Here is a 20,476-nt window from a genome sequence, read left to right as displayed (position 1 = left end):
GGGGCCCACCGGGGCCCCGGGCGCGGGCCCCGGGCCCCCCGGCGCCCCCCCGGGGGGGGGCCCGGGCCCCCCCCCGGGGGGGCCCCCCCCCGCGGGCCCCCCCCCCCGGGGGGGGGGCCCCACGGCCGTCGGCGTCGGGCGCCGGATCAGTCCAGGTCGTCGAGGCCGGGCGGGCGGCCGTTGTTGCCGTTGCCGCCGCTGCCGGTGCTCGGGGAGACGGGCGGCGTCTCCGGGGGCGACGGCGTCCGGGACGGCGTGTGCGACGGGGTGCGCGACGGCGTCTGGGACGGCGTGTGCGACGGCGTCCGGCTCGGCGTGTGCGACGGGGTCTGGCTCGGCGTCTGGGACGGCGTGTGCGACGGGGTGTTGACCGGCGGCGGGGTGTTGGTCGGTGCGACTCCGGCGCCGAGGTCGGTCTCCAGGTCGAACTTGGCCCCGACGTCGTCGCCGATCGCCGCCGCGGTGTAGGCGGCCCAGACCTCGGCCGGGTAGCCGCCGCCGTTGACGCGGCCGCCGCCTCCGGTGCCCTTGAGCGAGACCTGCTTGCCGCCCTTGGCCTCCTCGCCGAACATGCCGACCGCGGTGACCAGCTTCGGCGTGTAGCCGACGAACCACGCCGACTTGTTGTCGTCGGAGGTGCCGGTCTTGCCGGCCGCCTGGTAGTCGGTGCCGCCGATCGCGGACTTGGCCGTACCGTCGTTGACCACACCGCGCAGTACGGAGGTGACGGTGTCGGCGGTCTCGCGGGTCAGTACCTGGGAGCCGATGGGGTCGGTCAGGTCGACGTCCTGCGCGCCGTGCTGAGCCTTGGCGACCAGGGCCGGTTCGACCTTCTTGCCGTGGTGGTCGAGCGTGGCGTAGGCGGCGGCCATCTGCAGCGGGCTGGCGCCCATGCTGCCGAGCGTCATCGCGGGCTGGACGTCCATCCGGCTGCCGTCCATGCCGAGGCTGACCGCGGTCTTCTTGACCGCGTCCAGGCCCACGTCGGCACCCATCTGCGCGAAGACGGAGTTGACGGAGTTGTTCGTCGCCTGCTGGACGCTGATCCGGCCGTACTCGCGCTCGTCCTCGTTCGGCGGGGCGAACGGCTTGATGCTGTTGACCACCGGGCGGCGGTTGCGGCCGTCGTAGACCGTGTCGGGGGTGATGGGCACCCCGGACTGGGTCTTGGCGTGGTTCTCCAGGGCGGAGGCGAAGATCAGCGGCTTGAACGTGGAGGCGGGCTGGAAGTCGGCCCGGGTGGCGTTGTTCGTGTAGTGCTGGGTGTAGCCCGCGCCGCCGTACATCGCCACGACGTGCCCGGTCTCGGGGTCGACCGAGACCGCACCGAGCTGGGCGTCCCGGTCCGCCTTGCGGAGGGTCGGCTTGAGGTCGTCGGTGAGCTTGGTCTTGACGGCCTTCTCCAGGTCCTGCTGCTTCTTCTTGTCGATGGCCAGGGTGATGGTCCAGCCGCCGGCGGCCAGTTCCTTCTCGTCGACGCCCCGGCGGATCAGCTCGTCGTCGGCGGCCTTGATGAAGTAGCCGACCTGGCCGGCCACACCGGGCAGCGGCTTGGGCTTGATGGGCTGCTGGAACGTCTGCTTCTGCCGGTCGGCGGCGTCGAGCCACTTCATCTCGACCATGTTGTTCAGCGTGTACGCCCAGCGCTCCTGCACCCGCTTCTTGCCGGCGTCGGAGGCGATCGCCCAGTCGTACTGGCTGGGGGCCTGGAGCAGGGAGGCCAGGTAGGCGCCCTGACTGACGGTCAGCTTGTCGACGTCCACGCCGTAGTACGCCTGGGCCGCCGCCTGGATGCCGTACGCGCCGCGGCCGTAGTAGCTGGTGTTCATGTACCCGGCGAGGATGTCTTCCTTGTCGAGCTTGTTGTCCACCTTGAGGGAGATGACGATCTCCTGGAGCTTGCGGCTGACCGTCTGCTCCTGGCTCAGGTAGTAGTTCTTGACGTACTGCTGGGTGATGGTCGAGCCACCCTGCTTGCCCTTGCCCCTGAGGGTGTTGAGGACGCCGCGCAGGGTGCCCTTCAGGTCGACGCCGGAGTCCTGGTAGAAGGTCTTGTTCTCGGCCGCGACGAAGGCGTGCTGGACGTGCTTGGGGATCTGGTCGATCTTGACGATCTCGCGGTTCACCGCCTTGTCCGCGCCCTTGCGGGCCACGACCGAGCCGTCGGCGTACTTGTAGACGTTGCTCTGGCTGGTGGCCTGGAAGTTCCCCTCGTCGGGGACGTCCACGTACAGGTACAGCCCGAGGAAACCGAGGATGCCCAGCAGGCACACGCCGAGGAAGGCCCCGAGAAGCTTCTTCCAGGTGAAGAAGCGGCGTACGCCGCCCTTCTTGCCCTTCGGCTTCGCCCGGCGCTTACGCCCTTGAGCCGCTCGCCTCGCGTCCGCTCGCCCCATCGCTCCCGCAACTCCAGTCGTTCCGCCCCCAATAACTCAGCTCACGAAGCTAACACCGCATCTGTCAGCAAATGCTCATCGATCAAGGCTTTTCCCGACGTGACAAAGAGCACCCGGACTGGGGGAACCGTCCCGCGAGGATGCCGTACCGAGGTGAGAACCTTCTTAAAGTGCTATCACTTTGCTAACCTGACGACAGCACATCGGGTCCGTACGGATCCGGCCACCGCGCCGACCACGCGGCGGCCCGGCACGGGCCACGAGGAACGTCACGAGAATCGTCACGAGAAACGGGGAGACGACATGTCCGACCAGACACCGCCCGGCGGCAACGACGGGACGGGCGGCGGCGCGCAGCTCGCGGCCGACGCCCCGCAGATGCCCCGTCCGCAGGTCCGCGAGACGGTGGCGCACAGCATCCCGGGCGGCCTGGGCCTGCTGCTCACCGTCCTCGGCGTGTTCGCCGGGCTGGGCATGATCATCGGTGGCGGTGTACTCGCCTCGGGCGGGAACCAGGCAGTGGGCGTGCCGCTGATCGTCGTCGGCGTCCTGCTGCTGGTGGGCTCGCTCTTCTGCATGACCGGCGTGAAGATGGTCGCCCCCGGCGAGGCCCGGGTCATCCAGCTCTTCGGCCGCTACGTCGGCACCATCCGTGAGGACGGTCTGCGCTGGGTGAACCCGCTGACCGGCGACCGCAAGATCTCCACCCGCGTCCGCAACCACGAGACCGCGGTCCTGAAGGTCAACGACGCGTACGGCAACCCCATCGAGCTGGCATCCATCGTCGTGTGGCAGGTCGAGGACACCGCGCAGGCGCTGTTCGAGGTCGACGACTTCCTGGAGTTCGTCGCCACCCAGACCGAGGCGGCGGTACGGCACATCGCCATCGAGTACCCGTACGACGCGCACGACGAGAACGCGCTGTCGCTGCGCGGCAACGCCGAGGAGATCACCGAGAAGCTGGCCGTCGAACTGACCGCCCGGGTGCAGGCCGCGGGCGTACGGATCATCGAGTCCCGCTTCAGCCACCTCGCGTACGCGCCCGAGATCGCCTCGGCGATGCTCCAGCGGCAGCAGGCCGGCGCGGTCGTGGCGGCCCGCCAGCAGATCGTCGAGGGCGCGGTCGGCATGGTCGAGATGGCACTGGCCCGCATCAGCGAGCAGGACATCGTGGAACTGGACGAGGAGCGCAAGGCGGCCATGGTCAGCAACCTGATGGTGGTGCTGTGCGGCGACCGGGCCGCCCAGCCCGTACTGAACACCGGGTCCCTCTACCAGTGAGCGAGGGCGGCTCCCAGGACGCGCCCCGGGACGCTTCCGGGGCCGCCGGACCCGCGGACGGCGACCAGGCGCCGAAGCGGCGGGCGCAGCGGCGCAAGCAGATGCTCCTGCGGCTCGACCCGCTGGTCCACGACGCGCTCGCCCGCTGGGCCGACGACGAGCTGCGCAGCGCCAACGCCCAGGTGGAGTTCCTGCTGCGGAAGGCCCTGGCGGACGCGGGGCGGCTGCCGAAGGGCGCGGGCGGGCTGCCGCGCCGGGGGCGGCCGCCGAAGGCCGCCGGGCCGCGGGACGCGGCGGGCGGCAGCGCGCCGGAGCCGCCGGAGGCGGGCGGTCCGGGCGGGTGAGAACGGGGAGCGCCGGAGGTCCGGTCCGCACGCGGGCCGGGCCTCCGGCTGCTCATCGCGTCGGTATACACCACAGGTATACACGCCATGTAGAGTGGCGCTGACGTCCTGCGGGAGCGCCCTGGGAGCCGTGTCCGGCACCCGCCCGCTCCCCGTCGGCGGTGCCCCGGCCCCGCCGCCCGCACCACCCCCTGTCCGCACTTCCGGAGGCCCTCGTATGACCCCGGCCGGTTCCCTGCTCAAGGCCAGCGCGCTGTACAAGGCGTACGGCTCGACCAACGCGCTCGACGGCGCCGAGTTCTCCATCCACCCCGGCGAGGTCGTCGCCGTCATGGGCCCCTCCGGCTCCGGCAAGTCGACCCTGCTGCACTGCCTGGCCGGGATCGTCCGCCCGGACTCCGGCAGCGTCCTCTACGGCTCGCGCGACCTGACGCAGATGAGCGACGCCCAGCGCAGTGCCCTGCGGCGCGCCGACTTCGGCTTCGTCTTCCAGTTCGGACAGCTCGTCCCCGAACTGACCTGCCTGGAGAACGTGGCCCTGCCGCTGCGCCTGAACGGCACCAAGCGCAAGGAGGCCGAGCAGCGGTCCCAGGAGTGGCTGGAGCGGCTGGAGGTCGGCGCGGTGGCGGCCAAGCGGCCCGGCGAGGTCTCCGGCGGCCAGGGCCAGCGCGTCGCGGTGGCCCGCGCACTCGCCGCCCGGCCGCGGGTGATCTTCGCCGACGAGCCCACCGGCGCCCTCGACTCCCTCAACGGCGAACGCGTGATGACCCTGCTGACCGACGCCGCCCGGGACACCAACGCCGCCGTCGTCCTGGTCACCCACGAGGCCCGGGTCGCCGCCTACTCCGACCGCGAGATCGTCGTCCGCGACGGCCAGGCCCGGGAAATGGCGGGCACCGTATGACCGCCGTCGACCACCGCCCCGGCCCCACGGGCCAGGAGGAGTCCCGGGCCAAGGCCCCGGCCGGGCTCGCCGTCTGGTTCCGCGACCTCGTCATGGGGATGCGCTTCGCCGTCGGCAGCGGCCGCGAGGGCTGGACCCGTACGCTGCTGACCGCCGTCGGCGTCGGCCTGGGTGTGGCCCTGCTGCTGGGCGCCTCCTCCGTACCGAGCCTGCTGGGCAACCGCTCCGAGCGGAGCAACGCGCGCAACATCGAATTCAGGGAGCAGCAGGCGCAGCGCTCCGACAGCTCCTTCCTGTTCCACCGCGTGGGCTCCAAGTTCCGCGACAAGAGTGTGGACGGCGTCCTGCTGCGTCCGGAGGGCAGCCACCCCGCACTGCCGCCCGGCGTGGACAAGGTGCCCGGGCCGGGCGAGATGGTCGTCTCCCCCTCGCTGAAGGAGCTGCTGGACTCCCCGGACGGCAAGCTGCTGGACGACCGGCTCCCGTACCGCGTGGTCGGCACCATCGGCGAAGCGGGCCTGATCGGCCCCAGCGAGCACTTCTACTACGCGGGCAGCGACCGGCTCTCCCCGAAGGACAGCGGTACCAACCGCGCCTCCGCCTACGGATGGCAGATCCAGTCCCCCGGCATGGGCCCTATCCTGCTGGTCCTGATCCTGATCGGCTGCGTCGTCCTGCTGATGCCGGTGGCCATCTTCATCGCCACCGCCGTCCGCTTCGGCGGCGAGCGCCGCGACCGGCGGCTGGCCGCGCTGCGCCTGGTGGGCGCGGACAACCACATGGCGCGCCGGATCGCCGCCGGGGAGGCCCTGCTCGGCTCGCTGTTCGGGCTGGCCGTCGGCGCCGGGCTCTTCCTGTTCGGCCGGCAGTTCATCGGCGCGGTCGACATCAGCAGCCTCAACGCCTTCCCCACCGACCTGTCGCCGGTCCCCGCCCTGGCCGTCCTGATCCTGCTGGCCGTACCGGCGTCGGCGGTCGTCGTCACGCTCCTGGCGCTGCGCGGCATCGCCATCGAGCCGCTGGGCGTCGTCCGCAGCGCGGTGCCGCGCCGTCGGCGCCTGTGGTGGCGGCTGCCGATCCCGCTCGTCGGGCTGGCCCTGCTGGCGGTGTTCGGGACGGTCGACAAGAAGACGGAGTCCATCAACTCGTACGCGATCGGCGGCGGCGCGGCGCTGACGCTGCTGGGCCTGACCATGCTGCTGCCCTGGCTGGTGGAGGCGGTCGTGGCGCGTTTCAAGGGCGGCCCGGTCCCCTGGCAGCTTGCCGCCCGCCGGCTCCAGCTGAGCAGCAGCAGCGCGGCCCGCGCGGTCAGCGGCATCACGGTCGCCGTGGCCGGTGCCATCGCCCTGCAGTTGCTCTTCACCGCGGTCGGGGACGACTACACCAAGGAAACCGGACAGGACACCTCCCGTGCGCAGATGCAGGTCATGCTGCCCGCCCGGGACGGTGCCACGACGCAGAAGATGATCGCCGCGTTCGAGCGGACCGAGGGCGTCAGCGGTGTCATCGCCACCGTCGGATCGCGGGTCGCCAGCCCCGGCCCGGAGCGCGGGGAGGGCGGCTATCCGCTGAACACCTCGCTCACGGTCGGCACCTGCGAGACGTTGCAGGAGGTCAGCCGACCGGGCCCGTGCAAGGACGGTGACGTCTTCGTGATCAAGGGCACCGGCCCCGGCGCGTTCGAGGACGAGGACCTGCCCAAGGTCGTCCGTCCCGGTGCCCAGGTGCTGCTCAACGGCTTCGACGACGACGGCAAGATCAAGGGGAAGCCCCGCCGGTGGGCCCTGCCCCGGACGATCCGCCCCGTCCAGGGCCGGCCCGACCCGACGGGCGAGCACGCCACCGGTCTGTTCGCCACCATGGGCGCGGTCGACATCAAGAAGCTGGACGAGCCCACGGCCAGGGCCATGGTGCGGCTGGACCCGTCCGTCCCGGACGCCGCCGAGTACGTCCGGAACACCGCGGCCCGTTTCGACGTGACGGCCAACGTCTTCCAGCTCATGGAGACCACCGACGACCGGCGCTTCGTCAGCGTGCGCAACGGCCTGCTGATCGCCTCCGTCGCCACCATGACGCTGATCGCCGCCAGCATGCTGGTCACCTCTCTGGAGCAGTTGCGCGAACGCCGCCGCCTGCTCTCGGTCCTGGTGGCCTTCGGCACCCGGCGCGGCACCCTCGCCTGGTCCGTGCTGTGGCAGACCGCCGTCCCGATGGTCCTCGGTCTGGCACTCGCGGTGGCCGGCGGCCTCGGGCTCGGTCTGGTGCTGCAGGGCCTGGCGGACAAGACCGGCGTCGCGTGGTCGACGGTATGGCCGCTGCCCCTGTTCGGTGCCGGTCTGATCCTGCTCGTGACGCTGCTCAGCATGCCGCCGCTGTGGCGCATGATGCGCGCGGACGGGCTGCGTACGGAGTGATACGGCGCCACCGGCGTCCCGGGGTCCGCGCGACGGGCCCCGGGGCACCGGCGGCCTGTACACGACGCGTATACACCACGGCTGTAGCGACGAAGTAAGGTGGTCGGCATGTCAATCGGTCATACGCTTCTGGGCCTCCTGGAGTCCGGGCCCCGCCATGGCTACGACCTGAAGCGGGCGTTCGACGAGCACTTCGGCCACGACCGCCCGCTGCACTACGGACAGGTCTACTCGACCATGTCCCGCCTGCTGAAGAACGGCCTCGTCGAGGTCGACGGCGTCGAGGCGGGCGCGGGCCCGGAGCGCAAGCGCTACGCCATCACGGACGCCGGCGTCACCGACGTCGCCCAGTGGCTGGCCCGCCCCGAGAAGCCCGAACCGTACCTCCAGTCCACGCTCTACACGAAGGTGGTGCTGGCCCTGCTCACCGAGCGGGACGCCGCCGAGCTGCTCGACACCCAGCGCACCGAGCACCTGCGCCTGATGCGCGGCCTGACCGAGCGCAAGCGCAAGGGCGACCTCGCCGACCAGCTCATCTGCGACCACGCCCTGTTCCACCTGGAGGCCGACCTGCGCTGGCTGGAGCTGACGGCCGCCCGCCTGGACAAGCTCGCCGCGGTGATCGGCCGGTGACGCCCGCGGGTTCGCTGCTGGCCGCCGAGGCCCTGCACAAGTCGTTCGGACAGACCCAGGCGCTGGACGGGGTGGACTTCTCCATCCACCCCGGCGAGGTCGTCGCCGTCATGGGCCCCTCCGGCTCCGGCAAGTCGACCCTGCTGCACTGCCTGGCGGGCATCGTCCTGCCGGACTCCGGCAGTGTCCGCTACGGCGACCACGAGGTGACGGAGATGAACGACGCCCAGCGCAGCGCCCTGCGCCGCGCCGACTTCGGCTTCGTCTTCCAGTTCGGACAGCTCGTCCCCGAACTGACCTGCCGGGAGAACGTCGCCCTGCCGCTGCGCCTGAACGGCGTCAAGCGCAAGGAGGCCGAGCGGCACGCCCGCGAGTGGCTGGAGCGCCTGGAGGTCGAGGACACCGAGGGCAAGCGGCCCGGCGAGGTCTCCGGCGGCCAGGGCCAGCGCGTCGCGGTGGCCCGCGCACTCGCCGCCCGCCCCCGGGTGATCTTCGCCGACGAACCCACCGGCGCCCTCGACTCCCTCAACGGCGAACGCGTGATGACCCTGCTGACCGACGCCGCCCGGGACACCAACGCCGCCGTCGTCCTGGTCACCCACGAATCCCGGGTCGCCGCCTACTCCGACCGCGAGATCGTCGTCCGCGACGGCAAGGTGAAGGACATGCTGGCGGGCCTGCGGTGAGTTCGCCCGACGCCCCCGCCCCGCCCGGTCCGGGCAGGACCGCGGCCCCGATCGGCACCGCCGGATGACGCTGCTCGGCCCGCGTACCAAGAACGGCGCCGCAGGGTCCGGCGGGCGCGGCGGTCCGTCCGCCGCCCCCGGGGAGCGGGCCGTACCCGGTTCACCTCCCGCCGGGCTCGCCGTCTGGGCCCGCGACCTGGTCACCGGGCTGCGCTTCGCCGCGAGCGGCGGCCGGGAGGGCTGGATCCGTACGGCGCTGACCGCGGTCGGCGTCGGCCTCGGCGTCGCCGTCCTGCTGCTCGGCTCGTCCGTGCCGTCCCTGATCGACTCCTGGCACGGCCGGGAGAAGGCCCGCGAGAACCTGGGCCAGGCCAACCCGCCGCGCCCCGCCGACGACACGCTGCTCTACGCCCACGCCGACACCCGGTACCACCACCGGAACATCCGCGGCCGGCTCGTCGAACCCGACGGGACGCACCCGCCGAAACCGCCGGGCGTCGCCGCGCTCCCCGCCCCGGGGACCATGCTCGTCTCCCCCGGCCTCAAGGAGCTGCTGGACTCGCCCGACGGCGCGGCGCTGCGCGAACGGCTCCCGTACCGCGTCGTGGGCACCATCGGCGACGCCGGACTCCAGGGGCCGGCCGAACTGACCTTCCTCGCGGGCAGCTCCGCGCTGGACGAACGGCTCGGCGCGGAGCGCATCGACCACTTCGGGCTGGAATTCGTCCAGCGCCCGATGCGGGCCCCCGCGGTGGTGCTGGTCATCATGACGTGTGTGGCGCTGCTGACGCCGGTCATGGTCTTCATCGGCACCTCCGTACGGTTCGGCAACGAACGCCGCGAACTGCGGCTCGCCGCGCTGCGCCTGGTCGGCGCCGACATCCGCACGACCCGGCGGATCGCCGCCGGGGAGGCGCTGCTCGGCTCGCTGGCGGGCCTGGTGCTGGGCGCCGGGTTCTTCCTCGGGGGGCGGCAGTTCGCCTCGCTGGTGACCCTGTGGGACATCAACGTCTTCCCGTCGGACATCACCCCGGACCCGGTGCTGGCCGCGCTGATCGCGGTGCTGGTGCCGTCCGCAGCCGTCCTGGTGACGCTGTTCGCGCAGCGCGGGGTGACGGTCGAACCGCTGGGTGTCGTGCGCAGCCGGCCGCCCGTCCGGCGCCGGCTGTGGTGGCGTCCGCTGGTGCCGCTGGCCGGGGCCGGGCTGCTGGTCTCCGTCTCCCGGGACGTCGAGGGGGTGGACAGCCCGCTGAACACCATCCGGCTCGCCACCGGCGCGACCCTGCTGCTGCTCGGCGTCACGGCGCTGCTGCCGTGGCTGGTCGACGCGGTGGTACGGCGGCTGCACGGCGGCCCGGTGCCCTGGCAACTCGCCACCCGGCGGCTCCAGCTCCACAGCGGGGCGGCCACCCGCGCGGTCGCCGGTATCACCGTCGCGGTCGCCGGGGCCATCGCCGTCCACATGACCTTCACCGGCATGCAGGCCGGATTCGCCGAGACCTACGCCCGCAACGGCCGCCCGGTGGTCGAGATGACCGGCGGCACGGAAGGCTGGGAGCAGACCCGGCAGGCGCTCACGGTGCTGCGCGGCACCGAAGGGGTCAGCCGGGTGGACGGCGCGCTCGAATCCTCGGTGTCGGCCGCGGGCGACCGGGGCCGGCTGATGGAGGGCAGCGACTTCCGCATGGTGGACGGCGTGTTCGCCACCGTCGCCGACTGCGCCGGACTGGCCCGGCTCGCCGAGCTCGGCTCCTGCCGGGACGGTGACGTCTTCCGCACCGACAACCTGCCGGACGACACCTTCGCCACGCCGGGCGCCCGGCTCAACCTCGACCCGCCCGAGGGCTTCCGCCCCACCCGCCCGCCGCAGTTGTGGACGCTGCCCGCCACGACCCGTACCGTGCGCGCGAAGCCCGCCGACGACGGCCTGCCCGCCCGCGGCATCCTGATCACCCCGGCCGCGGTGGACGTGCACCGGATGTACCGTCCCCTGCTGCACCTGACGGTCCGCTACGACCCCGCCGCACCGGACGCGGTGGAGCACATCCGTACCGCGGCGGCGCGCATCAACCCGTCGATGGCCGTGGTCTCGCTGGCCGAGAACCGGCACGACGGGCAGTACGACAGCCTGCGCACCGGCCTGTTCCTCGGCGCGGTGGTCACCCTGCTGCTGATCGGCGCGGGCCTGGTGATCTCCACCGTGGAGCAGTTGCACGAGCACCGGCGGCTGCTGTCGGTGCTGGACGCGTTCGGCACCCGGCGCCGCACGCTGGGCTGGTCCGTCCTGTGGCAGACCGCGATCCCCGTCGCGCTGGGCCTGGTGCTCGCCGTCGGGGGCGGGCTGGCGCTGGGCACGCTGCTGCTCTGGATGATCGACAGCGCGGTGTTCGTGGACTGGCCGGTGGTGGCGGCGATGGCGGGCGCCGGGGCCGGGGTGATCCTGCTGGTGACGGCGGCCAGCCTGCCGCCGCTGTGGCGCATGATGCGGCCGGACGGCCTACGGACGGAGTGAACACAGGTGGACAAGTCCCGACGGCACCTGGTCGGGCGCTGGTGCCGTGATCTGGGCATGGGCGTACGGTTCGCGATCGCCGGCGGCCGGGAGGGCTGGATCCGTACGGCGCTGACCGCGGTCGGCGTGGGGCTGGGGGTGGCGGTCCTGCTGATCGCCGCCGCCGTCCCGCACGCCGTGTCCACCGCCGTCGCCCGCGACAAGGCCCGCTCCGACACGTTCGGCTCCTCCTCCACCGCCGTCACCGACCGCACGCTGCTGGTCGCCCGGACCGACACCGCCTACCAGGGCCGGTCCGTCCGCGGGCGCCTGGTGCGTCCGGACGGGGACCGGCCCGCCACCCCGCCCGGTGTGCCGCGCCTTCCGGGGCCCGGCGAGATGGTCGTCTCGCCCGCGCTCGCGGACCTGCTGGCCTCCTCGGACGGCGTGGACCTGCGCGACCGTTTCCGAGGCGTCCGTACGGTGGGGCGGATCGGCGCCGAGGGCCTGACCGGTCCGGACGAGCTGGCGTACTACCAGGGGTCGGACCGGCTCACCGGCGTCCGCGCGGGCACCACGCGGATCGCCTCCTTCGGCGGCGGCCCCGACACCGCCTTCCCCGACACCAATCCCCAGCTCCTCCTGGCGATCCTCGTCGGCAGCGTGGCCCTGCTGGTACCCGTGGCCGTGTTCGTCGCCGCCGCCGTGCGCTTCGGCGGGGAGCGCCGGGACCGGCGGCTGGCGGCCCTGCGGCTGGTGGGCACCGACCGCGCCACCACCCGGCGGATCGCGGCCGGCGAGGCGCTGGCCGGGGCGCTGCTGGGCCTGCTCACCGGTGCCGTCGTCTTCCTGGCCGCCCGGTACCCGCTGTCGGGCATACGGGTGCTGGACTTCGGGGTCTTCCCTTCCGACGTCGTACCGGACTGGCGGCTGGCCGCCCTCGTCGCGCTGGCCGTACCCGCCTGCTCGGCGGGTGTCGCCCTGCTGACGATGCGCCGGATCGCGGTCGAACCGCTCGGGGTGACCCGCTCGGCACCGCCGGTGCGGCGGCGCCTGTGGTGGCGGCTGCTGCTGCCCGTCGCGGGGGTCGCGCTGCTGTGGCCCATGACGGTCGGCCACACGGCGATGGTGGGCGTATGGGTCGCGGCCCAGGTGGTCGCGGGCACCTCGCTGCTCCTGCTGGGCGTCGCGGCGCTGCTGCCGTGGCTGCTGGACGCGGTGGTCTCCCGGATCGGCGCGGGCGGCGGGCCGTCGTGGCAGCTGGCCGTGCGGCGGCTCCAGTTGAGCACGACCGCGGCGGCCCGCTCGGTCAGCGGCATCACCGTGGCGGTCGCCGGAGCCGTCGCGGTGCAGCTCCTGCTGGCCGACGTCCAGGCCGACAACGGCCTGCCGGACCCGTTCCCGCCACCCCGCGAGCACCAGATGGTGGTCGCGGCCCGGGACGGGGAGCTGCCGGTGGCCGATGCGCCCGGGATGTACGACCGGTTGCGGGAGACCACGGGCGTGCGGAGCGTGTACGGCGCGCTGCTCAGCGAAGCGGGCCCCTTGCCGTCCGAGGGGCACCGTGCGCCCGCGGAGGACGGCCCGGACGTGGTGCCCGATCCGGCGCCCTACCGGCTGGTCGTGGCCGACTGCGACGCGCTGCGCCGGATGGTCCGTACCGACCGGTGCGCCGACGGCGACGCGTTCTACGCCCCTCCCGAAGCCGTCCGGGAGGACGGCACGGGAACCGGTCTGCCCGTCTCCGACACACCGCCGGTTCCGCGCCCCGGCACCCGGCTGGCCATCTCCCCGGACGCCGGAAGCCGCCCGGCCGCCTGGACGGTTCCGGACACCGTACGCACCGTCGACGCGCTCCCCAGCTTCTTCTCCCTGCACGCGGCCAACCTCCTCGCGACGCCCGGCGCCCTGGACCCCGCGCTGCTGCGGTCCCCCTCCGTCGAGGCCGAGGTCCACCTCGACCCTGACCGGCCGGAGGCCGTCGAGTACGTACGCAACACGGCGGCGCGGATCGACCCCCGCCTGAACGCCATGCCGCTGTGGGACTCCTCCACCAGGAGCAGCGAGCGGGAACCCGAGCTGTACGACATCGTCCGCGCGGCGCTCCAGGCCGGTGCGATGGCGGTGCTGTGCCTCATCGGGGCGGGCCTGCTCATCTCCGTACTGGAGCAACTGCGCGAGCGCAGACTGCTGTTGTCGGCCCTGGACGCCTTCGGCACGCCGCGCCGCACGCTCGGCCGGTCGGTGCTGTGGCAGGCCGCCATACCCGTCGTCCTCGGCCTGGCCCTCGCGATCGGCTGCGGACTGGCCGCCGGCCTCCTGCTGGTGCACCTGGTGGGCAAGCCGATGCTGCCGGACTGGCCGGGCATCGCCGTCCTCACCGGTACGGCCGGGGCGGTGATCCTCGCGGTGACCGCGCTCAGCCTGCCGCTGCTGTGGCGGCTGATGCGGCCGGACGGGCTGCGTACGGAGTAGGCAGAACGCCGGGCCGGGGCGGATCGGCGGGCCGGCCGCCGTACGGCCGGCCCGCCGGCCGGCTCACTCCACGATCCGTACCGGGAGCCCCTTCATCGCCTCGCGCAGCGCCGCCGCGAACTCCTCGAACTCGCCCTGGCGCGCCGCGCCCGACCGCATGGCCAGCGCGATCCGCCGGGACGGCGCCGGGTCGGCGAAGTACCCGGTCGTCAACTGGTCGTTGCGGGCCGTCTCGACGCGCAGCGCGGTGCGCGGCAGCAGTGTGACGCCCAGCCCGCCCGCTACCAGTTGGACCAGCGTCGACAGCCCGGCCGCGCTGGTGGTCACCGGCGCGCCCTCGTCGCGGCCCGCCTCCCGGCAGATGTCCAGCGCCTGGTCGCGCAGGCAGTGCCCCTCGTCCAGCAGCAGCAGGTCCATGTCCTTGAGCGCCTCGCGCGGGATGTCGCCGCGCCCGCCCAGCCAGTGGTCCGTCGGCGCGACCAGCACGAAGTCCTCGTCGAACAGCGGGAGTTCGGTGACGGTCGGGGCGCCCAGCGGCACGGCGAGCAGCAGCAGGTCCAGCCGTCCCTGCTGGAGGCCGTCCAGCAGGGACCCGGTCTGCTCCTCGTGGACCTGGAGCTCCAGGTCGGGGTACGTGTCGTGCACCAGGCGCAGGACGGTCGGCAGCAGGTACGGGGCGACGGTCGGGATCACCCCGAGCCGCAGCACACCGGTGAACGGCGCGCGGGCCGCCTCCGCCTCCTCCATCAGGTCACCGACCGCTTCCAGGACGGTACGGGCGCGGGCGGCGACCCGCTCCCCGGCGGGCGAGAGCAGTACCCTGCGGGTCGTACGCTCCAGCAACTGCACCCCGAGGGCCTCCTCCAGGGCCGACACGGCACCGGACAGGGCGGGCTGGCTCATGCCGATCTCCGCCGCGGCCTCCCGGAAGTGCAGGTGCTCGGCCACGGCGGCGAAGGCCCGCAGTTGCGCCAGGCTGGGCTGCCGCGGCCGGGTCCCGGGATTCGTGGGGGATGCCACCGATAGCCACCTCCGATCAGAGTGATCCAGTCTAATCGCGGGACAGGCGCCTCCCCGGGGAAGGACTTTTCGGCGGAAGCGGCGGACGGGTCCGGGGGTGCGTGGCCGGAGTAATGCCCCGCCGGGTTACCTGCGGGTTTCGGCGCGGGTGTCCGCGGGCACCTTCCGGAAGGCGCGCGGAGCGCATATCGGGGCCGGGAATCCCGTCATCGTATTTCGGCGATCGTCCGCGGGATTGCGGACCGGCCGCCCGGTCGGATTCTCCGGCCCAGGCAGCGTTTTCCTCGCGGGGCGGCGCACGCCTCACACGGGCACCCGACGTCGGCCGGACCGCGGATACGACTCCGGAGGGATACCGCTCCGGACGGATACGGCGCCGGAAGGATTCACCCCGTTCCCGACGGCCGGGCCGCCGGATTTCCGACAGCCGCGATCAGTCACGATCAGCCGCCGTCCGGACGGCGACAGCCGACGCCGAAAATCCGGCACACCGGCTGCCACCAGCACCGTTCACCAGGCCAGGGGCCTGGACCGGCCGAAATCCGTCCGCCGTCACGACGTCTTCGGCCGGTGTGGGCGACGCCTACTTGGCGGCGTTCTGGTACGCCTCACGGATATCGGCGGACACCCGGCCGCGCTCGTTCACCTCGTAGCCGTTCTCCTTGGCCCAGGCGCGGATCTTCGCAGTCTCCCCCGAACCCGAAGCCGACGCGGAGCCGCTCGCCTTGCGCGCCCCGGCACCCGCCTTCACCCGCCCGGTACGGCGGCCGGCCTTCAGGAAGGGACCGATCGCCTCCAGCAGCTTGTCGTAGCTGTCCGGGGCGAGGTCGACCTCGTAAGCAATACCGTCGACCGCGAGCGAGTGCGTGGCGACCTCCGTGGATTCTTCCCCGGTGAGGTCATCCGTGTAAATAGTGACGATCTTCTGTGCCATGCGGGTGATTGTACGTCTCGCGGCTCGCACGGGGACCATTCTTTGGTGAGGTGCGTGAACCGGGGAACATCGTTTCGGAGATAGCCGGTGGATTCCCCGGAATCCCGCCCCTTTTCGACCGATCCGGCATTGTTGTGCACGGCCACGCATACCTCACGGGCGACCCGGTCCGCCAGAGGGACAGGTCACTCCCGCCCGGACCTCCGCCGCCCGGACATGGAGCGCCCACTGATAGCCAGCCCCGATCAACACTTCATGATCTGGCTATTTCCCCGATCAATGACCCCTGTGGCAGTGTAGGGAACCGTCCAACCCCTCGCGTAAGCCCTGTTTCAGGACTTACGGCACACGAAGGAGAGCCTGTGCTCACTGTCGGTGACAAGTTCCCCGAGTTCGATCTGACCGCCTGCGTGTCGCTGGAGAGCGGCAAGGAGTTCGACCAGATCAACCACAAGACCTACGAAGGCAAGTGGAAGATCGTCTTCGCCTGGCCCAAGGACTTCACCTTCGTGTGCCCCACGGAGATCGCTGCCTTCGGCAAGCTGAACGACGAGTTCGCCGACCGCGACGCCCAGATCCTCGGCTTCTCCGGTGACTCCGAGTTCGTGCACCACGCCTGGCGCAAGGACCACCCGGACCTGACCGACCTGCCCTTCCCGATGCTGGCCGACTCCAAGCACGAGCTGATGCGCGCGCTCGGCATCGAGGGCGAGGACGGCTTCGCGCAGCGTGCCGTCTTCATCGTGGACCAGAACAACGAGATCCAGTTCACCATGGTGACCGCCGGTTCCGTCGGCCGTAACCCCAAGGAGGTCCTGCGGGTCCTCGACGCGCTGCAGACCGACGAGCTGTGCCCCTGCAACTGGAGCAAGGGCGACGAGACCCTCGACCCGGTCGCGCTGCTCTCGGGCGAGTGAAGCGCGGCTAGCAGCGAACCGGAAGGAGATCCGTCATGGCTCTCGATGAACTGAAGTCCGCCGTTCCGGACTTCGCCAAGGACCTGAAGCTGAACCTCGGTTCGGTGATCGGCAACAGCGAGCTGCCCAAGCAGCAGCTCTGGGGCACCGTCCTGGCCTGCGCGATCGCCTCGCGCTCGCCGAAGGTGCTGCGCGAGCTGGAGCCGGAGGCCAAGGCCAACCTCTCCGCCGAGGCGTACGCCGCGGCCAAGTCCGCCGCCGCCATCATGGCGATGAACAACGTGTTCTACCGGACCCGGCACCTGCTGTCGGACCCGGAGTACGGCACGATGCGCGCCGGCCTGCGGATGAACGTCATCGGCAACCCGGGCGTGGAGAAGGTCGACTTCGAGCTGTGGTCGCTGGCCGTCTCGGCCATCAACGGCTGCGGCATGTGCCTGGACTCGCACGAGCAGGTGCTGCGCAAGGCGGGCGTGGACCGCGAGACGATCCTTGAGGCCATCAAGATCGCTTCCGTCCTCCAGGCCGTCGGTGCCACCCTCGACTCCGAGGCCACCCTCGCCGAATAAGTGAACCGGAGGCGCCCCGGGCGCCCGGCCGGCACGACAGAGCCCCGCGGACCACGTGTCCGCGGGGCTCTGCGCATAATGAGAGCACATGTCCGTTCTGCACCTTGTCGTCCGTTGGCTCAGACGCCCTTACCGGGACGCCCCGGACCCCGCATGGATCGTCCGCCGCTGGCCCGACCTCACCGCCTGCTGCGCCGCGGCGCTCTTCTTCTGGCTCTCCCTCACCCCGTCGCTGCTCCCCCGCCCCTGGTACCTCCAGGGCCTGATCGGCGGCATCACCGCCGCCGTCGGCTACACCGCGGGAGCCGCGGCGAGCGCCCTCTTCCGCGCCCTGTGCCGGTACCGCCCGGCCGAACGCACCCGCGCCCGCTGCTGGCTGGCCTTCCACGTCCTGGTCATCGCGCTGTCCACGGCGGCCGTTTCCTGGAGCGCCCACGCCCAGCGCCGCCTCCGCCGTCTCCAGGAGGTCGAGCCCTCCCTGGTCTGGCACACGCCGATGATCATCCTGATCGCGGCGGCGGTCTGCGCGCTGTTCGTCCTCCTCGCCCGCTGCGTACGGCTGGTGGCCCGCCGGCTCGCCCGGTTCTTCGGCCGCTGGGTGCCGCGCCCGGTCGCGTACGTGATCGGTGCGGCGCTGACCGCCCTGCTGGTCACCGTCGGCTCCAAGGACGTCCTGTACGAGCGCGGCTTCATCGACATCGTCGACCGGATCTCCAAGGCCGCGAACCTGAGCACCGCCGACGGCATCACCCAGCCCGCCTCCGCGTACGTCTCCGGCGGTCCCACCTCCGTCGTCGACTGGGAGGAACTGGGTGCCGAGGGCCGCAACTTCATCGGCTCGGTCCCCCGCAAGCAGGACATCGCGGCGTTCACCGGCCGGCCCGCCAAGGACCCGGTACGCGTGTACGTCGGCGAGCAGGAGGGCGGCGACGCGCACTTCCGGCGCACCGCCGACCTCGCCGTACAGGAACTGGAGCGCACCGGCGGCTTCGACCGCAAGGTGCTGGCCCTGCTGGGCACCACGGGCAGCGGCTGGGTGGACCCGCGGATGCCGGAGCCGCTGGAGTACATGTACGGCGGTGACTCCGCGATCGTCGCCACCCAGTACTCGTACCTGCCGTCCTGGATCTCCTTCCTCGTCGACAAGGAGAAGGCGGCGCGGGACGCCCGCGCGGTGTTCGACGCGGTGTACGCGAAGTGGTCCGCGCTGCCCGCCGACGACCGCCCCAAGCTGGTGGTCGGCGGCGAGAGCCTCGGTACGTACGCGACCGAGGCGGGGTTCGACGGCCTGGACGACCTGCTCGGCAAGGTGGACGGCGCGCTGCTGGCCGGGCCGCCCAACGTCAGCCCTGTCTGGCGCGAGGTGACCGCCGGGCGCGACCCCGGCAGTCCGGTATGGCGTCCGGTCTACGACCACGGGCGGCACGTCCGCTTCGCGCAGTACCCCGAACGCGATCTCCGGCGCCCCGGCGGCCCGTGGGAGCACCCCCGGGTGGTCTATCTCCAGAACGCCTCGGACCCGGTGGTGTGGTGGTCCCCCGACCTGCTCTTCCACCGTCCCGCCTGGCTGGACCGCCCGCTCGGTCCGGACGTCACCGGCGAGATGCGCTTCTGGCCGGTCGTCACCTTCTGGCAGACCACCGTCGACCTGGCGGTCTCCTTCGGCGCGCCGCCGCCGCACGGCCACCGCTACGGCACCGGCGCGGTGGACGGCTGGGCGGCGGTCGTCCCGCCACCGGGCTGGACCGACCGGGACACGGCCCGGCTACGGGCGTACGAGGGTACGAAGGACGCCCCGTACTGAGCGGGCGGCCGCCCCGGGCACCCGGGGCCCGGCGTCCGTCAGTCCTGCGGTGCGCTCCCCTTCGGCGGGGTCGGCGCGACGCCCAGCGCCGTGGCACCGTGCGGCGGTGGCGCCATCCTCAGTGCCTGCTCCCGTGAGTACGAGCGCAGATAGCCGACGACCGTGTTGGTGACCGCGACCAGCGGGACCGCGACCACCGCGCCGCCGATGCCGGCGACCAGACCGCCCGCGGCCACCGACAGGATGACGGCGAGCGGGTGGACCCGTACCGCGCGGCCCAGGATGAACGGCTGGAGGATGTGGCCCTCGATCTGCTGCACCGCCAGGACGACCGCGAGCACCATCAGCGCGGCGAAGACGCCCTGCGTCACCAGCGCGACCACGCACGCCAGCGCGCCCGAGACGACCGCGCCCACCAGCGGGATGAAGGCGAACAGGAAGATGAAGACGGCGAGCGGCACGGCCAGCGGCACGTCGAGGAAGTAGATGCCGATGCCGATGAAGATGGCGTCGATCAGCGCCACTATCACCGTCCCGCGGACATAGGCGGTCAAGGTGCGCCAGGCGCGCGGCCCGGCGCCCGCCACGCCTTCGCGCGCCGCGCTCGGTACGAGCTTGAGCACCCAGTTCCAGATGCGCCGGCCGTCGTACAGCAGGAAGAGCGTGGTGAACATCGCCAGCAGGATGCCGGTGAGCACCTCCAGGACGACCGTGACGCCCTCCAGGCCGGCCGAGGTGATCGCCTCCGTGTTGGCGCCGACGGCGTCCTGGAGGTTCTTGGCGATGTTGTTGATCTGGTCCTCGGTGACATGGAACGGGCTGTTGAGGAGCCAGCCCTTGAGCTCGGTGATGCCCTCCTGGATACGGCTGGACACCGAGTCGATGTTGTCCTGAACCTGCCATACGACGAACCACCCGACCAGGCCCATGATGACGAACCCGGCGATGAACGTGAGCGCCGTGGCGAGCCCCCGCGGCACGCCCCGGCGCTTGAGCCAGGCGACGGTCGGCTGGAGCAGCGCGGTGATCAGCAGCGCGGCGACGAACGCCAGCACGACGAGCTGGATGGAGGTGATGACCTTGGCCAGTACCCAGATGGCCGCGGCCAGGATCAGCAGCCGCCAGCTCGCCTCGGCCGCGACCCGCACGCCCCACGGCACCGCGGCCACCGGGTCGGGCCGGGGTGCGACGGCGGGTGCGTAGGTCGGCGGGGCCGGCACCGAGTCGGGCGGGCGGTGCGCGTCCTCCGGCGTGTCCGACGGCGTGTCCGCCGCGCCGTGCGCGCCGGGCGGCCCGCCGTCCCGCTGCGCGCCGGTGTACGCACCGGCGTACGTGTCGCCGTGCGCCGCCCGGGGACCGGTCGCGTGCCCGGCGCTCCTCAGCTCTTCCGGGTCGTTCTCCTCTGCCGCGGCCTCCGCGCGGCGGCGCTGGTCCTCCAGCCGCTGCGCGATCCGCGTCAGACCGGCGCCGAGGCCGCCGACCCACTGAGGCAATCTGGACATGTCGCTTCCTCTTCCCCTCCCGCCCCCCGGTGCTGTCAGGACGACGTTACCGGTGCGGGACGCACGAAACCCCCGACGCCGTCGCGGCCGGGGGTTTCGCGTACGA

At 72.4% G+C, this 20,476-nt stretch carries 15 protein-coding genes; 11 read left to right on the top strand and 4 right to left on the bottom strand.

The window, feature by feature from the left end; all coding sequences use genetic code 11:
* Positions 1-146 precede the first annotated feature (146 nt).
* Positions 147-2,396 (bottom strand): transglycosylase domain-containing protein, encoded by a 2,250-nt coding sequence (locus ACZ4QV_RS00530; protein WP_361147188.1) that lies wholly within the window; start codon positions 2,394-2,396, stop codon positions 147-149.
* A gap of 303 nt (positions 2,397-2,699) precedes the next feature.
* On the opposite strand from ACZ4QV_RS00530, the gene ACZ4QV_RS00525 reads away from it, so the two are divergent.
* The 8 genes from ACZ4QV_RS00525 to ACZ4QV_RS00490 all read left to right on the top strand — a co-directional run bounded on the left by ACZ4QV_RS00525 (position 2,700) and on the right by ACZ4QV_RS00490 (position 13,624).
* A complete protein-coding gene (locus tag ACZ4QV_RS00525) occupies positions 2,700-3,677 on the top strand; it encodes an SPFH domain-containing protein (RefSeq protein WP_361147191.1) in 978 nt (325 codons plus the stop codon).
* Between the two features lie 101 nt (positions 3,678-3,778).
* Positions 3,779-4,021: a type II toxin-antitoxin system antitoxin gene (locus tag ACZ4QV_RS00520; protein WP_467762546.1), complete on the top strand. Its 243-nt coding sequence runs from the start codon at positions 3,779-3,781 to the stop codon at positions 4,019-4,021.
* 217 nt (positions 4,022-4,238) lie between these two features.
* Positions 4,239-4,925 (top strand): ABC transporter ATP-binding protein, encoded by a 687-nt coding sequence (locus ACZ4QV_RS00515; RefSeq protein WP_361147196.1) that lies wholly within the window; start codon positions 4,239-4,241, stop codon positions 4,923-4,925.
* Positions 4,922-7,339 (top strand): ABC transporter permease, encoded by a 2,418-nt coding sequence (locus tag ACZ4QV_RS00510; protein WP_361147199.1) that lies wholly within the window; start codon positions 4,922-4,924, stop codon positions 7,337-7,339. Before ACZ4QV_RS00515 ends, ACZ4QV_RS00510 begins: the two co-directional genes overlap by 4 nt.
* Positions 7,340-7,447: 108 nt before the next feature.
* Complete coding sequence (locus ACZ4QV_RS00505) at positions 7,448-7,972, top strand: PadR family transcriptional regulator (protein WP_030020700.1); 525 nt, start codon at positions 7,448-7,450, stop codon at positions 7,970-7,972.
* Positions 7,969-8,658 (top strand): ABC transporter ATP-binding protein, encoded by a 690-nt coding sequence (locus tag ACZ4QV_RS00500; RefSeq protein WP_361618386.1) that lies wholly within the window; start codon positions 7,969-7,971, stop codon positions 8,656-8,658. The genes ACZ4QV_RS00505 and ACZ4QV_RS00500 overlap by 4 nt, the downstream gene beginning before the upstream one ends.
* 64 nt (positions 8,659-8,722) lie before the next feature.
* Positions 8,723-11,170, top strand: a complete 2,448-nt coding sequence (locus ACZ4QV_RS00495) for an ABC transporter permease (RefSeq protein ID WP_361618383.1) — start codon at positions 8,723-8,725, stop codon at positions 11,168-11,170.
* 6 nt (positions 11,171-11,176) lie between these two features.
* The gene (locus tag ACZ4QV_RS00490) at positions 11,177-13,624 is read left to right on the top strand and encodes an FtsX-like permease family protein (protein WP_361618380.1); all 2,448 of its coding nucleotides are present in this window, start codon (positions 11,177-11,179) and stop codon (positions 13,622-13,624) included.
* A gap of 63 nt (positions 13,625-13,687) precedes the next feature.
* Here ACZ4QV_RS00490 and ACZ4QV_RS00485 read toward each other — a convergent pair whose 3' ends face one another.
* Positions 13,688-14,644, bottom strand: a complete 957-nt coding sequence (locus ACZ4QV_RS00485; RefSeq protein WP_361147209.1) for a LysR substrate-binding domain-containing protein — start codon at positions 14,642-14,644, stop codon at positions 13,688-13,690.
* Positions 14,645-15,227: 583 nt separating this feature from the next.
* Positions 15,228-15,578 (bottom strand): histone-like nucleoid-structuring protein Lsr2, encoded by a 351-nt coding sequence (locus tag ACZ4QV_RS00480; RefSeq protein ID WP_361147212.1) that lies wholly within the window; start codon positions 15,576-15,578, stop codon positions 15,228-15,230.
* Positions 15,579-15,940: 362 nt separating this feature from the next.
* Here ACZ4QV_RS00480 and ACZ4QV_RS00475 point away from each other — a divergent pair, with 362 nt between their 5' ends.
* The 3 genes from ACZ4QV_RS00475 (at position 15,941) to ACZ4QV_RS00465 (ending at position 18,868) form a co-directional block, all read left to right on the top strand.
* Positions 15,941-16,495 (top strand): peroxiredoxin, encoded by a 555-nt coding sequence (locus ACZ4QV_RS00475; RefSeq protein WP_030020693.1) that lies wholly within the window; start codon positions 15,941-15,943, stop codon positions 16,493-16,495.
* 35 nt (positions 16,496-16,530) lie between these two features.
* Positions 16,531-17,064: an alkyl hydroperoxide reductase gene (locus tag ACZ4QV_RS00470; protein WP_125054480.1), complete on the top strand. Its 534-nt coding sequence runs from the start codon at positions 16,531-16,533 to the stop codon at positions 17,062-17,064.
* Between the two features lie 88 nt (positions 17,065-17,152).
* Positions 17,153-18,868, top strand: a complete 1,716-nt coding sequence (locus tag ACZ4QV_RS00465) for an alpha/beta hydrolase (RefSeq protein ID WP_361583085.1) — start codon at positions 17,153-17,155, stop codon at positions 18,866-18,868.
* Positions 18,869-18,906: 38 nt separating this feature from the next.
* Here the strand turns inward: ACZ4QV_RS00465 and ACZ4QV_RS00460 are convergent, their stop codons facing one another.
* Positions 18,907-20,370, bottom strand: a complete 1,464-nt coding sequence (locus ACZ4QV_RS00460; RefSeq protein WP_361583082.1) for an AI-2E family transporter — start codon at positions 20,368-20,370, stop codon at positions 18,907-18,909.
* Positions 20,371-20,476: the final 106 nt, after the last annotated feature.

The organism is Streptomyces sp. NPDC026394 (genome assembly GCF_055567735.1).
The sequence above is the reverse complement of the archived record's forward strand: the minus strand, read 5'-3'. Positions and strand labels throughout refer to the sequence as shown.

Bases quoted from the DNA above. Each gene is read 5' to 3' on its own strand.
- ACZ4QV_RS00530 (WP_361147188.1), bottom strand. From the start codon at position 2,396: ATGGGGCGAGCGGACGCGAGGCGAGCGGCTCAAGGGCGTAAGCGCCGG.
- ACZ4QV_RS00525 (WP_361147191.1), top strand. From the start codon at position 2,700: ATGTCCGACCAGACACCGCCCGGCGGCAACGACGGGACGGGCGGCGGC.
- ACZ4QV_RS00520 (WP_467762546.1), top strand. From the start codon at position 3,779: ATGCTCCTGCGGCTCGACCCGCTGGTCCACGACGCGCTCGCCCGCTGG.
- ACZ4QV_RS00515 (WP_361147196.1), top strand. From the start codon at position 4,239: ATGACCCCGGCCGGTTCCCTGCTCAAGGCCAGCGCGCTGTACAAGGCG.
- ACZ4QV_RS00510 (WP_361147199.1), top strand. From the start codon at position 4,922: ATGACCGCCGTCGACCACCGCCCCGGCCCCACGGGCCAGGAGGAGTCC.
- ACZ4QV_RS00505 (WP_030020700.1), top strand. From the start codon at position 7,448: ATGTCAATCGGTCATACGCTTCTGGGCCTCCTGGAGTCCGGGCCCCGC.
- ACZ4QV_RS00495 (WP_361618383.1), top strand. From the start codon at position 8,723: ATGACGCTGCTCGGCCCGCGTACCAAGAACGGCGCCGCAGGGTCCGGC.
- ACZ4QV_RS00480 (WP_361147212.1), bottom strand. From the start codon at position 15,578: ATGGCACAGAAGATCGTCACTATTTACACGGATGACCTCACCGGGGAA.
- ACZ4QV_RS00470 (WP_125054480.1), top strand. From the start codon at position 16,531: ATGGCTCTCGATGAACTGAAGTCCGCCGTTCCGGACTTCGCCAAGGAC.
- ACZ4QV_RS00465 (WP_361583085.1), top strand. From the start codon at position 17,153: ATGTCCGTTCTGCACCTTGTCGTCCGTTGGCTCAGACGCCCTTACCGG.
- ACZ4QV_RS00460 (WP_361583082.1), bottom strand. From the start codon at position 20,370: ATGTCCAGATTGCCTCAGTGGGTCGGCGGCCTCGGCGCCGGTCTGACG.